The sequence below is a fragment of the Halomonas sp. N3-2A genome (assembly GCF_002216165.1).
Lineage (GTDB): Bacteria > Pseudomonadota > Gammaproteobacteria > Pseudomonadales > Halomonadaceae > Vreelandella.
In genome coordinates this window covers 1,411,175-1,424,480 of record NZ_CP022286.1, presented here as the reverse complement: position 1 = coordinate 1,424,480, position 13,306 = coordinate 1,411,175, and the positions used below count along the sequence as shown (strand labels likewise).

Sequence of the window (13,306 nt, the reverse complement as noted above, 5' to 3'; positions counted from 1 at the left end):
GCCCTAATGACAGAAGCTAATACGCTATTACAACAAGCGGAATCCCAGTGCCATACCCGAGGCGTGAGATTTACACCTATTCGTCGCCGAGTATTAGAGCTGATTGCTGAGAATGGTGGCGGCCTAAAAGCGTATGACTTGTTAGACCAGCTATCCACTGAGCATGCCGCAGCAAGACCTCCCACGGTTTACCGTGCTCTCGACTTTCTTATCGAGCAAGGTCTCGTTCATCGTATAGAGTCACAAAACGCTTACGTTGCCTGCGCCTGCCCTGAGCATGCCCATGGGTTTCAGCTGTTGATTTGTCGCCATTGTGGCTATGTTGAAGAGCTTCACTTAGATGAAATAAGCGCTCAACTGGCCGAATTAGCCAAACGACAAGGGTTTAACGTCGAGCGCCAAACGATAGAACTTCAAGGCTTGTGCCAAAATTGCCGATCTGCGAGTAACGAGTAATGTCACGTTTTGACCAATTAGCCCCGCGCGACCTATTCAAAGCCCTAGAGTCTGCCAGCCCTTCCGATACGTTGCCCGGGACCGAAGCGCTTCTTGACGCAGTACACTTTAACGAACAAGGCTTGCTGCCTGCCATTGCCCAGCAGTTTGATTCGGGTGAGGTGTTAATGATGGCGTGGATGAACCGCGAGGCACTTGAAGAAACGCTAGCAACGCAGCGTGTTTGCTACTATTCACGCTCGCGTAAAAAGCTCTGGCATAAAGGTGAAACCTCGGGTCAACAACAGCAGCTGAAATCTGCGGCTCTCGACTGCGATGGTGACACGCTATTACTGCAAGTCGATCAAACTGGACCCGCTTGCCACACCGGTCGACGCAGCTGTTTTTACTTATCGGTAAACGAACAGCGTGCGACGATTACCAGCGAACCGCTTATCGACCCAGCGGCGCTTTACGGCAAGAAATAGTGGTAAAAGAAATAGTGGTAAAGCTGCTATCCCAAGCAAAGCACTGGGCCTTGAAGGCCCTTGCCATCGTCATGATTGGCTGTATCAAGGTCTATCAATACACCATTAGCCCCCTACTGGGGCCGCGCTGCCGCTTCTGGCCAAGCTGCTCGTCCTATACCGTTGAAGCCATTCAAGTGCATGGCCCTTTCAAGGGCGGCTGGATGGCGATAAAGCGTATTATGCGATGCCACCCAGGCAGCGCCGGTGGTATCGATCCCGTGCCTGGTGGCAGAAGCGAGCAGTTGTGTCGTGAAGACCCGGACTTAACGGCGCCGCCGCACTCAAAGTGCGACCATCATCACTGAGAAAGCTTTCCAATGCGCGTTTACAATTAAGACTGTTTTGCCACTTGGTAAATACGCTCCAACATGGCATGCAAGCCGTTACTGCGGGTAGGTGATAGGTGCTTATCCAAACCTAAATCTTTCAAGAAGTGAGGTTCAGTTTGGCTAATCTCATCAGGTGTGCGATCGCTATAGATTCTCAGCAGCAACGCAATCAGTCCTGAAACGATGGCCGCATCCGACGTTGCCTTGAAGATAAGCTTGTCGCCCTGCCCTTCGTGGCACATCCACACGTTAGATTGGCAGCCCTGAATCTTAAACTCTTCAGTTCGCTGCTCCTCCGGAAAGTCAGGCAGTTGCTTCCCCATATCGATAATGTATTGATAACGATCCATCCAGTTATCAAATATTTCAAACTCTTCGACCAGTTCTTGCTGGGCCAGCTCAGCGCCTGAAGTTGCCATGGCGTTTCCTTTGGGTTGGTGTCTCAATATCATGCCTATTATAACGGGTCAGAAGGCGTTTTTGGGGCTGTTTTCAAGCGATGACGCTGCTGCTCTTGGTGCCATTCATTATCTTCGGTGTGTAAGTAGCGACTCGTCGTATCCAGTTTAGAATGGCGCGCACTCTCGGCTAAATAGCGCAGGCTTACTCCCGATTGCGCTTGATGTGTAATCGCCGTATGCCGCAGCCAGTGGGGTGTTGCACGACGCAGCGCGCCCACATAGGCAGGCTTGCCATTTTGCGCTTCTAGCGCATCAGCCGCCTCGCTAAATACGCCTTTAATCAGCCGATAAAGTTGGTTATCGCTAATGCCACGACGTTTATCTAACGCACGGATCAGAGGGTCGGGCTCGTGATAACTGGGCAGGCCTGATAATCCAAGCGCTTCCCGCCATTCGAGCACGCACTCAAGCATGTCACCAGGCACCGGAATACGCGCAAGCTTACTCCCCTTACCGACTACCACCCACCACCATCGCCCCTCGCTTTCCTGAAAGTCATCCATCCGAGCGTTAGCCATTTCACTAATACGAGGTGCTAATAGATAAGCGAAGCTGAATATAAATCGTCGCCGCGCTTGTTCATACGCTTCTCGCTCACTAGCGTGCCCGGCCGGCGTATTCAGCCACTGCCAAAACCATGCCCAAAGATCTCGTTCTAGATAACGCTCAATGGTTTGAGCCTGGTTATTCAGCCGCCTAGCCTTGTCGCGCATTAGCACAAATGGGTTATGGCGTACCCACCCTGCTTCCACTAGCCAACTAAACAAACCCTGCAGAATAATCAGGCTTTGCCGTCGGCTTGCAGGCGAAAGCCCACCACGAAAAGGTCGCCACTGCGCATGATAGCGAGGCTTACTTGCCCCCACCCACTGCTCAGTTGGCTGAGGATCTTCCAAAAAAGCCTCGTACTGGCGCAACATTTCACGATTCATATCGCATAACGACGTGTTATGGCTGGACAGCCAAAGCAGCAGGCGCTCCGCCTCTCGGCGGTAACTTTTCAATGTCTGAGGGCTGTCTTGATACTCCCTAAGCCACGCAGCAACAGCCTCAACGTCGTTTTGAGCATCAATTAGCTGCGTTGGGGTGACGGGCACGGAAGACTTAGCCAGCAAGTCAGGCCAGCTGCCCTTTTCTAGGCCTTCACGTACGTGTTTTTGCTGTTTTTCGACCTCTCTGGGCATCGCCACATTCCCCATATCTACCGCGTTATTTTTCAATGGGTTAAGTGTGCTGCTATCGGCACTAAAATTCAAGATAATAGCAGTAATCTTGAATTTATAATGCTTAATGTAAATAATATTACGTTTTATGTATTACGTAATTATTGTAATTTTAACCAAACCCTACGAAAATAGCGCTACCAATCTGACAGGGATAAGCACCATGGCTCGCAGCGGGATTCAATACAGTGATGTTCAGCAAGCAATCGACACCCTGCTCGCTCGCGGCGACACTCCTAGCGTGCAACGCATTCGGGAAGTACTGGGAACCGGCAGCTTCACAACGATCAGTGAGCATTTCCGTAATTGGCGTATTGAGCGAGAGCAAAATCGCGATATTCCGCCACCTAAGGGCGTCCCAGAAGTTATCGTTAACGTCGCCACCGAACTATGGCGCGAGGCGCAAGAGGTCGCCAATCAAGCGCTCGTCCACTATCGTGAAGATGCTAACCGGCAGGTAGAGAGCGCCCAGCAGGAAGCTGCCGAAGCACTTCAGCAAACAGCCAATGCGCAGCAACGAGAAAGCGCCCTTGCAGAGCATTTGCGACATACAGAACAGCGTTTGGAAGCACTTAATCGCGAGCTGGCCGCTAGCCAAGCGAACGAGCATCAGTGGCAGCAACAGGCAGAGCAAGCTAACCAAGATGCTAAGCGATACCAGCAGTTGCTTACCCAGTCGGAGCATGATGTAGCTGCGCTGAAAGAGCGCTTCACTGAAGAGCTGCAACAACGCCAAGCCGCTTGGGAACAGCGCCTTGCTCAGGAAGAGCAGCGTAACGAAGCAGCAGAAGGAAAACTGATGGCGTTGCTAGACACGCTAAGACAAGAGCGTGCCCAAGAAGAAAAAGCACTACAAAAGCGCCTGCTCCAGTTCGAGCAGCGCTCAGACAGCTTGGCGAAAGAGCTTCAGCTCAAAAAAGACACGTTGCAGCACTACCAGTTAGACAACAGCAGCTTGCAACAGCGTATTGACGAGCTTGAGCGCAACAATATAGCGCTACAAGAGCAACACTCCAGCCTGCAGAGCGAGCTTGATAAAGCCCACCAAGCACTAGAACAGCAGCACAAAACGGCGCTTCAGGACGAGAACTGGCAGCAACAGCTTTGGCAACGAATGGAAGCCCTTCAGGCGCAATTAACAGCCCTGCCCGAGACGCTCTCCTCGCAAGAAAAAGAAGATAATCCACCCAACGAGTGACCTATCGCTCATCACCTAGCATTCACAACCTACCACTCATAAAAAAAGCCCAGCAGATTTCTGCCGGGCTTTTCGAAGCGCAAACGGTACAGCTAATATAACGTTAGCGGTAGTAAGCGTTCGTTGTATCCGTGTGATCGGTCACGTCACGGATACCCGCTAACTCAGGAATCCGCTCCATTAGTGTTTTCTCAACGCCATCTTTAAGCGTTAAATCTACCGCTGCACAACCTTGGCAACCGCCACCAAAAGCAAGGATCGCCACCTTGTCTTCGGTCAGCTCTACCAGTTTGATTTCACCACCGTGGGCCGCCAGCCCTGGGTTAATCTCGCTGTAAAGCGTGTAGTTGATGCGGTCTTCCAGCGGGCTGTCCGCATTAACTTTAGGCATTTTCGCGTTAGGAGCCTTGATGGTTAACTGGCCGCCCATACGATCCGCGTTAAAATCAACAACCGCCTCGTCTAAAAACGCCAAGCTGTTTTTATCGAGAAATACGTTAATTTTTTCAAGTTCAAGCTTAACGTCAGTGGGTTCTTCTTCACCTGGACGGCAATAGGCTAAACATGTTTCCGCGTAAGGCGTGCCGGGTTGGGTGATAAAAATACGTACAGCAATGCCTTCAACATTCTGCTTTTCCAACAGTTCAGCAAGATATTCCTGAGCACTGTCAGTAATATCAATACCTTGGGTATCAGTTTCGATAGTCGCGGTCATAAGGGATGTTATCCTCCCGTGGTTGTGGCTTGGCCACATCACATGTCATTTATAACTATTTCATTAACGCCTATGGTAAGCAAAACTGCTCGCCAGCACAATCCCGACTATTTTAGTAGGCTATTGCCTATGTATATGAGCGCGCCTCATTAAGATACTGCAATAACTTCACGCCCTTACTTGCTGCCCTATGGTGTGCCCTTTGTTATGATAGGCGCCGCTCACACTATGACGACGACTATAAAAAATATCCTTTTCGACTGAGACGCTGGAGATTCCCCCCTGCCATGGCTGCTAGTGATTTGACTGCTTCCCTCACCCAACGCCTTGCCCAACGTATCCTGATTTTGGACGGCGGCATGGGTACCATGTTGCAGAACGCCGAACTCAGCGAAGACGATTTCCGTAGTGACCGCTTTCGTGACTGGCCCTCGGATCTTAAAGGTAATAATGACTTATTAGCACTTACCTGTCCGGACTTAGTGGCACGTATTCACCGCGACTATCTAGAAGCTGGCGCGGATATTATCGAAACCAATACATTTAATAGCACACGTCTTTCCCAGTCAGACTATGGCATGGAAGATCTGGTGCCTGAGCTGAATCGTGAGTCGGCACGTTTGGCGCGTAATGTCTGTGACGCCGTGGCTGCTGAAACGAATATCCCGCGGTATGTCGCTGGGGTACTTGGGCCAACCTCACGCACCGCGTCTCTGTCGCCGGATGTCAACGACCCTTCTAAGCGCAATGTCACCTTCGACGAGCTTCGCGAGAACTATTATGAAGCTGCTAGTGCGTTAATCGAAGGCGGTGCCGACCTTATTATGATCGAGACTATCTTTGACACACTTAATGCCAAAGCCGCTATTTATGCGCTTGAAGAGTTGTTTGATGACCTGAACACGCGGCTGCCGGTGATGATTTCCGGCACCATTACCGATGCGTCAGGTCGCACGCTTTCTGGTCAAACCACCGAGGCATTCTGGAACTCTGTTCGCCACGCTCAGCCTCTCTCAGTTGGCTTGAACTGTGCTCTAGGTGCGGAGGAGCTGCGCCCTTACATCGAAGAGCTTTCCACTAAAGCCGATACCTTTGTTTCTGCGCACCCCAATGCGGGCCTACCCAATGAGTTTGGTGAGTATGACCAAACCCCAGAGGAAATGGCGGCCATTGTCAGCGAGTTCGCGGCAAGTGGACTGGTCAATATTATTGGGGGCTGCTGTGGCTCAACCCCTGAGCATATTCGCGCCATCGCTGAGGCAGTCAGCTCGATGGCGCCCCGCAAGATTGCAAAGCGTAGTCATGCGTGCCGACTGTCTGGCTTAGAACCCTTCAACATTGAAGCCGACGCGCTGTTTGTCAATGTCGGTGAGCGCACTAACGTGACCGGCTCGGCACGCTTTAAGCGGCTGATCGTCGAAGAAGACTTCACCACCGCGCTTGAAGTCGCCTTGGAGCAGGTCGAGAACGGCGCGCAAATTATCGACATCAACATGGACGAAGGCATGTTGGAGTCCCAGGAAGCGATGGTTCGTTTCCTTAATTTAATCGCTGGCGAACCCGATATCGCTCGCGTTCCGATCATGATCGACTCCTCTAAATGGGACATCATCGAAGCGGGCCTTAAGTGTGTTCAGGGCAAAGCGGTTGTTAACTCTATCTCGCTGAAAGAAGGTGAAGCTGCGTTTCGTGAGCAAGCCACCAAATGTCGCCGCTTTGGCGCTGCCATTGTGGTCATGGCGTTTGATGAAGAAGGCCAAGCAGATACCTTTGCGCGTAAAACCGAAATTTGTGAACGCGCCTATCGCTTACTCGTCGATGACATTGGCTTCCCTGCGGAAGATATTATTTTCGATCCTAATATCTTTGCTATCGCTACCGGCATAGATGAGCACAATAACTACGCCGTCGATTTCATTGAGGCTACCCAGTGGATCCGTGAGCACCTACCTCACGCGATGATCTCCGGTGGCGTGTCGAACGTCTCGTTTTCATTTCGAGGCAATAACCCCGTTCGTGAAGCCATTCACTCGGTATTCCTTTACCACGCCATTCGTGCAGGCCTCAGCATGGGCATCGTCAATGCGGGCCAATTGGCGGTTTATGATGACTTACCCACTGAACTGCGTGATGCGGTAGAAGACGTCGTACTCAACCGCCGTAGCGATGGTACCGAGCGGCTGCTTGACCTTGCCGACAAGTACAAGGGCGATGGCAGCGGCGCCGCCAAAAAAGAAGACCTGGAGTGGCGCAGTTGGCCGGTTAATAAGCGTATCGAGCATGCGTTGGTTAAAGGCGTAACGGCATATATAGAAGAGGACACCGAACAGGCTCGCGCCGAGGCCGCTAGGCCCATCGAGGTGATCGAAGGCCCGTTAATGGATGGTATGAACGTGGTTGGCGACCTGTTTGGTGCCGGCAAAATGTTCCTACCCCAGGTAGTTAAGTCGGCTCGCGTCATGAAGCAGGCGGTTGCCTATCTGATTCCCTATATCGAAGCGGAAAAAAGCGAAGAGACCAAGGCCAAAGGTAAGATCGTAATGGCCACGGTCAAAGGCGATGTTCACGATATCGGCAAAAACATTGTCGGCGTGGTACTGCAGTGTAATAACTACGAAGTCATCGACCTTGGCGTGATGGTGCCCACCGAAAAAATTCTTCAGGCCGCCCAAGACCATAATGCTGACATCATTGGGCTTTCAGGGCTGATTACCCCATCGCTTGATGAGATGGTGCATGTTGCTAAAGAAATGAAGCGCAGAGGCATGGATCTGCCGCTGCTCATTGGTGGTGCCACTACCTCCAAAGCCCATACAGCCGTAAAAATTGAGCCACAATACGATCATCCGGTGATTTATGTAACCGATGCCTCTCGAGCGGTTGGCGTTGCGGGCCGTTTACTGGCGCCGAACCTTAAAGCCGCCTACGTTGCCGAGATTCGCGAAGAGTACGAAAAAGTGCGCGAGCGTAACGCCAAACGCCGCCCTAAAGCCGCAGACCTGGACTATACCCAAGCCCGTAAACGGCGCTTCCGCACGGATTGGAACAGCTTTACTCCAGTTAAACCTCAGGTGTTGGGTCTCAAAACCTTCGACGACTACGATCTTGAAGAGCTGGTTGAACGCATCGATTGGACACCGTTCTTTATGAGCTGGCAGCTCGCTGGCAAGTACCCCAAAATCCTTGAAGATAAGGTAGTCGGGGAAGCTGCACGCAATTTGTTTGCAGATGCCAAAGTGATGCTGCGCAAGTTAATCGACGAAAAGCGTGTTCAGGCGCGCGGCGTCATTGGCCTGTGGCCCGCTAACAGCGTCGATGACGATGTCATCGAAGTGTATGCCGATGAAAGCCGTACCGAGGTAGTTGAGCGCTTGCATCACATTCGTCAGCAGACCACCAAAGGGCGTGATGGGATCTGCTACAGTCTGGCGGATTTTATTGCGCCTAAAGAGAGCGGCAAAGCCGACTGGATCGGTGGTTTTGCCGTTACCACAGGCCATGGGGTTGATGAACTTTCTAAAGCCTATGAAGCGGCAGGTGACGATTACAACGCCATCATGGTGCAAGCGTTAACCGACCGCTTGGCAGAAGCGTTTGCCGAGCGCATGCACGAGCGTGTGCGCAAAGAGTTCTGGGGCTATGTGCCGGAAGAGACGCTGGATAATGACGCGCTAATTGCCGAGAAATATCAGGGTATCCGCCCTGCTCCCGGCTACCCAGCCTGCCCTGACCATACCGAAAAGGCCACGCTGTTCCGGTTGCTTGATGCGACGGAAAATACCGGCTTGGCACTGACCGAAAATTTTGCCATGTGGCCTGCGGCGGCGGTCTCTGGCTGGTACTTCGCACACCCCCAGTCCAAATACTTCTCCACCGGAAAAATCACCCGGGATCAAGTGGAAGCGATTGCGCAACGCAAGCAGATGCCATTAGTGGAAATGGAACGCTGGCTATCGCCAGTGCTCTCTTACGACCCTAGCTAATGTCAGCAGTGGGCCGCCGCCAAGGTAAGGTCATACGCTTAGCCTTACCGATCATGCTGGGCATGCTCTCACAGAGCATGCTCAACCTTATTGATGCTGCACTGGTAGGCCATTTAGGCCAAGAGGCATTGGCAGGTGTTGGTATCGGCGGCTATGCCATGTTTATGATGACGGCGCTGGTTTTTGGCCTCTCTTCCAGCGTCCAGTCGCAAACCTCTCAAGACCTGGGCGCAGAACACTTCCCGCTAACACGCTCACTTCACTCTGGCTTGCTGATCGCCGTTATGGTCGGCATTCCATTATCGTGTCTCGCGTGGTGGCAGGCTCCCCGGTTAATACAACTAATGACGCCAGCAGATGACGTGACGGCGATTGCCGTGGAGTATTTCCGCTGGCGCGTTGTATCGTTAGCCGCGATTGCCCTGACACTTTGCTTTCGCGGTTACTGGAACGGCCGGCAGCACACGCACCTTTACCTGCGTATTATCGTCATTGTGCATGTGTTCAATGTGGTCGCTAGTGCAGGATTAATTTATGGCATTGGTGGCCTTCCGGCGCTGGGTGCCAACGGTGCAGGTATGGGCACGACGCTTTCGCTACTGCTGGGACTGATTATTTGGGCTTACGTGACGTATAACGCCCACGCACTTACCCGACAGAAGCTGACATTGCGCTCATTACAGACCACACTATTTTTGGCTATCCCACACTCAATGCAACAAGTATGGTTTGCCGCCGGCTATGTGGTGCTGTTCTGGCTATTAGGTAGGATGGGCACGCAGAGTGTCGCTGTGGGCCATGTGCTAGTGAATCTATCGTTGCTACTTATTTTACCTGGCGTCGGGGTGGGTGTGGCGGCAATGAGCTTGGTCGGTGAAGCATTAGGGCGCGATGATCAACAGGCAGCACACCGCTGGGGAATCGACGCATTAAGCGTCGCTGGCTTGCTGCTGACAGTGTTGGCACTCCCTATGCTGTTGTTCCCGGCCACTGTTCTGGCTATTTTTTTTGAAGATCACTCACTTATTCAGTTAGGTACTCTTCCCTTACAGATTACTGGCTTAATGATAGTGCTGGATGCTGCCGCATTGGTGCTGGCCCAAACGTTAATGGGCGCTGGCGCTCAGCGAACAGTGATGTTGCTTACTTTGAGCATGCAGTGGCTAGTGTTTCTGCCACTGGCCTGGTGGGTAGGCATTGAGTTGGAATATGGGCTACTCGGTGTATGGCTAGTGCAGCTTTTCTACCGTGCGCTCAACTCCAGCAGCTTCTTATGGGTGTGGCAGCGTCGACGCTGGCTAGCTCAAACGCTATGACTTACAAACCTCAAATATCATTTAGCGATAAAAAGATAATTATATATTCTTTTGTAGAATATGACGCCCGCGTTAAGGTGACGGCACATTACCGTCCGTCTCGACGTGACCATTTCGCTTTTAGCAGGATCGTGCCACATGTACCGTTATGATATTCACGACCAAACGTTGGTTGACGAGCGCGTCGCTCAGTTTCGTGACCAAATGGACCGCTACCGCGCCGGGCGTTTGGGAGAAGAAGAGTTTCGCCCGCTGCGACTCCAAAACGGCCTGTATATTCAGAAGCATGCGCCAATGCTGCGAATCGCCATCCCCTACGGCATGCTAGCGGGCAAGCAGCTTCGCGCGTTAGCGGAAATTACCCGCCGCTATGACCGTGGCTATGGCCACTTCACGACTCGGCAAAACTTGCAGCTGAACTGGCCCGCATTGGAAGACGTGCCCGATATTTTGGCAGACCTCGCTAAAGTACAAATGCACGCTATTCAAACTAGCGGCAACTGCATCCGCAATACCACCAGTGACCAGTTTGCCGGTATTGCAGGGGATGAAGTGGAAGATCCACGCCCTTGGTGTGAGCTAATTCGTCAGTGGTCGACCTTACATCCTGAGTTCGCCTACCTGCCACGCAAATTTAAAATTGCTGTCAGCGGTGCCGCCCAAGATCGCGCAGCTATTCAAGTGCATGACATCGGCCTGCGGCTATGGCGTAACGAAGACGGTGACGTCCGCATTAAAGTGCTGGCAGGTGGCGGTCTTGGCCGCACACCGATGATTGGCGACGTGGTGCGCGAAGATCTTCCCTGGCAGCATCTGTTAACGTATTTGGAAGCGTGTGTTCGCGTATACAACCAATTTGGTCGCCGCGATAACAAGTTTAAAGCACGTATTAAAATTCTCGTCAAAGCGCTCGGTATTGAAGAGTTTCGCCGCCGCGTTGACGAAGAGTGGGCGCATCTTAAAGATGGCCCGCAAACACTTAACCAAGCAGCGGTTGATGCGGCCAAGATTCACTTCCCTGAACCAGAGCGCCGTCCGGTTGCTGAGAGCGCCATTGCCGATTTCGAACAGCTACGCAGCGAAAATCGTAGTTTGGCCCGCTTTGTGACGAATAACGTCACCGACCACAAGGTCCCTGGTTATAAAGCGGTGACGCTATCACTTAAGCGCCGCGAACACGCGCCTGGTGATGTCACAGCGGATCAAATGGAAGCCGTCGCCGACTTGGCCGATCGCTATAGCTTCGGTGAAGTGCGCGTGACCCACGAGCAAAACTTAGTGCTGTCTGACGTTCCCGTCGATGAGCTGGAAGCACTCTGGAAAGAGCTTGATGCACTGGGCATGGCCAATCCAACCGTAGGTACGCTGAACGATATTATCTGCTGCCCTGGCGGCGACTACTGTGGCTTGGCCAACGCGGTCTCTATCCCCATCGCCCAAGCACTGCAGGAGCGGTTTGAAGACCTGGACTTCCTCTATGACCTCGGCCCGCTGGATCTGAATATTTCAGGCTGCATGAACGCCTGTGGGCATCACCACGTTGGCCACATCGGCATCCTCGGCGTCGACAAAAAAGGCGAAGAGTACTACCAAATCTCGATTGGTGGTAACTCAACTGACGATGCCTCGTTAGGTAAAATCCTAGGGCCCTCTTTCTACCGCGAAGACGTGCCGGACGTTGTCGATAAGGTACTTCAAGTCTATGTGGCCGAACGTCACGCAGACGAGCGGTTCCTCGACACCTATCGCCGTATTGGCTTAAAACCCTTTAAGGAGCGTGTTTATGCCCAGCAATGACACTCAGACTGACGCGGTTGAGCTCACGCCAGTACATGTCGACCATCTGATCGCTGATGGTGAACTGGCAGCAGAGAATGCGTGGTGTGTGTCCTATGACGCAGACACGCTCCCTGAACAGCGTCCCGCCTTTGTGCCGCTGGCACTCTGGCAAGCGAACCAGGACGATGCCGAGCTAGCACCGCTGCTTTCAAGTGATACCGAGTTAACCACGGAGCTTGGCCAGCAGCTAAGCAGTACCAGTGCGATTGCCATCGATTTCCCGGCATTTACGGATGGGCGTGGCTACACGCTTGCTCGTTTGCTTCGCGAACGCTACGGCTATACCGGTGAAGTACGTGCAGTCGGTGATGTGTTGGTCGACCAGTTGGATTACATGCGCCGCTGTGGCTTTACCGCCATGGCTCTGCGTGATGATCAGCACCCAGACGACGCTATCCGTGCGTTGAATATGTTTAGTGTTCGCTACCAAACCGATGTTGAGCAGCGTCAAGCATTGTTCGAACGCCGCCTGGCGGACAGCAAGCAGTAACCGCAAACGGTATCGAGATAGACGTAGAAAGATAGAAGTAGAGATAGAAACAGAAAGGGCAGCTCCTCGGCTGCCCTTTTGCTTGATAAACAATTACTTGATAAACAATGGCAGGCTATCCGCGACGTTTTTGCTGGCGCTCACGGTTGTTAGCTTTGGCACGGTCACTTTTACGTAGCATTACCCAGGTGGCACCAAGGCCACCCTCCGCAGGCTGCGCAGAAATATAAGCCTGCACTTCGTCAAACTGGGTAAGCCATTTAGCCAGATAGGAACGCAGGACATTCGCAGGACTATCTATTTCTCGACCTCTCCCATGCACAATGAGCACAGAGCGAAGGTCGTGGAGGTAAGCTTCTTGAATAAACGGGAACAGCATTCTGCGGCACTCTGCCAACGGCCGCCGTAGCAGATGTAGCTGGGCCTGAACACTGTAACCACCATGCTTCAGTTTATCGACCACTCCTTGCTGAATACCCTCCCGGCGGTATTCAATCGGATCAAAGGGCGGCAACAAGTCGACAAAATCATCGGATAAGAAATTACGCTCTTCCAGACGCTGCTCAGCACTTTCACGACGAGCAAGCTGGGCCTCTGTAGGCCGCTGGCGCTGGGTACCTGTATCTGCGCGGTTATGCTTGGGTAACGGCTTTACATCGCCGACCAACGCACTGAAATCCATCTCATCACGAAGTGATTGATTCATAACAGGCTCCTCTGACAGGGTCTAATGCCTCTATCCTAGCAAACCCGCCGACATTGCTTAAGACTTGTTTTCATTAACATC

General features: G+C 52.4%; 12 protein-coding genes. 8 read left to right on the top strand and 4 right to left on the bottom strand.

What is annotated here, in order from left to right:
- The first annotated feature begins 6 nt into the window (after nucleotides 1–6).
- From CEK60_RS06735 to yidD, 3 genes are all read left to right on the top strand, one after another.
- Nucleotides 7–456: a transcriptional repressor gene (locus CEK60_RS06735; protein ID WP_038484256.1), complete on the top strand. Its 450-nt coding sequence runs from the start codon at nucleotides 7–9 to the stop codon at nucleotides 454–456.
- Complete coding sequence (gene hisI, locus CEK60_RS06730) at nucleotides 456–923, top strand: phosphoribosyl-AMP cyclohydrolase (RefSeq protein ID WP_089038376.1); 468 nt, start codon at nucleotides 456–458, stop codon at nucleotides 921–923. Before CEK60_RS06735 ends, hisI begins: the two co-directional genes overlap by 1 nt.
- A gap of 71 nt (nucleotides 924–994) precedes the next feature.
- On the top strand, nucleotides 995–1,270 hold the full coding sequence (yidD, locus tag CEK60_RS06725) for a membrane protein insertion efficiency factor YidD (protein WP_205739042.1): 276 nt from the start codon (nucleotides 995–997) through the stop codon (nucleotides 1,268–1,270).
- Nucleotides 1,271–1,296: 26 nt separating this feature from the next.
- Here the strand turns inward: yidD and CEK60_RS06720 are convergent, their stop codons facing one another.
- Together CEK60_RS06720 and CEK60_RS06715 are read right to left on the bottom strand one after the other, a co-directional pair.
- Nucleotides 1,297–1,713 (bottom strand): SufE family protein, encoded by a 417-nt coding sequence (locus CEK60_RS06720; protein ID WP_038484250.1) that lies wholly within the window; start codon nucleotides 1,711–1,713, stop codon nucleotides 1,297–1,299.
- A gap of 38 nt (nucleotides 1,714–1,751) precedes the next feature.
- Nucleotides 1,752–2,939, bottom strand: coding sequence for a tyrosine-type recombinase/integrase (locus CEK60_RS06715; protein ID WP_089040868.1), 1,188 nt, complete (start codon nucleotides 2,937–2,939; stop codon nucleotides 1,752–1,754).
- 202 nt (nucleotides 2,940–3,141) lie between these two features.
- On the opposite strand from CEK60_RS06715, the gene CEK60_RS06710 reads away from it, so the two are divergent.
- A complete protein-coding gene (locus CEK60_RS06710; protein ID WP_089038375.1) occupies nucleotides 3,142–4,176 on the top strand; it encodes a DNA-binding protein in 1,035 nt (344 codons plus the stop codon).
- Nucleotides 4,177–4,279: 103 nt separating this feature from the next.
- Here the strand turns inward: CEK60_RS06710 and nfuA are convergent, their stop codons facing one another.
- Nucleotides 4,280–4,891 (bottom strand): Fe-S biogenesis protein NfuA, encoded by a 612-nt coding sequence (gene nfuA, locus CEK60_RS06705; protein WP_038484241.1) that lies wholly within the window; start codon nucleotides 4,889–4,891, stop codon nucleotides 4,280–4,282.
- A gap of 287 nt (nucleotides 4,892–5,178) precedes the next feature.
- Between nfuA and metH the strand changes: the two genes are divergently transcribed.
- From metH to CEK60_RS06685, 4 genes are all read left to right on the top strand, one after another.
- On the top strand, nucleotides 5,179–8,874 hold the full coding sequence (gene metH, locus CEK60_RS06700; protein ID WP_089038374.1) for a methionine synthase: 3,696 nt from the start codon (nucleotides 5,179–5,181) through the stop codon (nucleotides 8,872–8,874).
- On the top strand, nucleotides 8,874–10,190 hold the full coding sequence (locus tag CEK60_RS06695; protein ID WP_089038373.1) for an MATE family efflux transporter: 1,317 nt from the start codon (nucleotides 8,874–8,876) through the stop codon (nucleotides 10,188–10,190). Before metH ends, CEK60_RS06695 begins: the two co-directional genes overlap by 1 nt.
- 138 nt (nucleotides 10,191–10,328) lie before the next feature.
- A complete protein-coding gene (locus CEK60_RS06690) occupies nucleotides 10,329–11,987 on the top strand; it encodes a nitrite/sulfite reductase (protein WP_089038372.1) in 1,659 nt (552 codons plus the stop codon).
- The gene (locus tag CEK60_RS06685) at nucleotides 11,974–12,519 is read left to right on the top strand and encodes a DUF934 domain-containing protein (protein ID WP_089038371.1); all 546 of its coding nucleotides are present in this window, start codon (nucleotides 11,974–11,976) and stop codon (nucleotides 12,517–12,519) included. The genes CEK60_RS06690 and CEK60_RS06685 overlap by 14 nt, the downstream gene beginning before the upstream one ends.
- Before the next feature lie 115 nt (nucleotides 12,520–12,634).
- Here CEK60_RS06685 and smrA read toward each other — a convergent pair whose 3' ends face one another.
- Entirely contained in the window at nucleotides 12,635–13,225 is a 591-nt protein-coding gene (smrA, locus tag CEK60_RS06680; protein WP_089038370.1) for a DNA endonuclease SmrA, read from the bottom strand.
- Nucleotides 13,226–13,306: the final 81 nt, after the last annotated feature.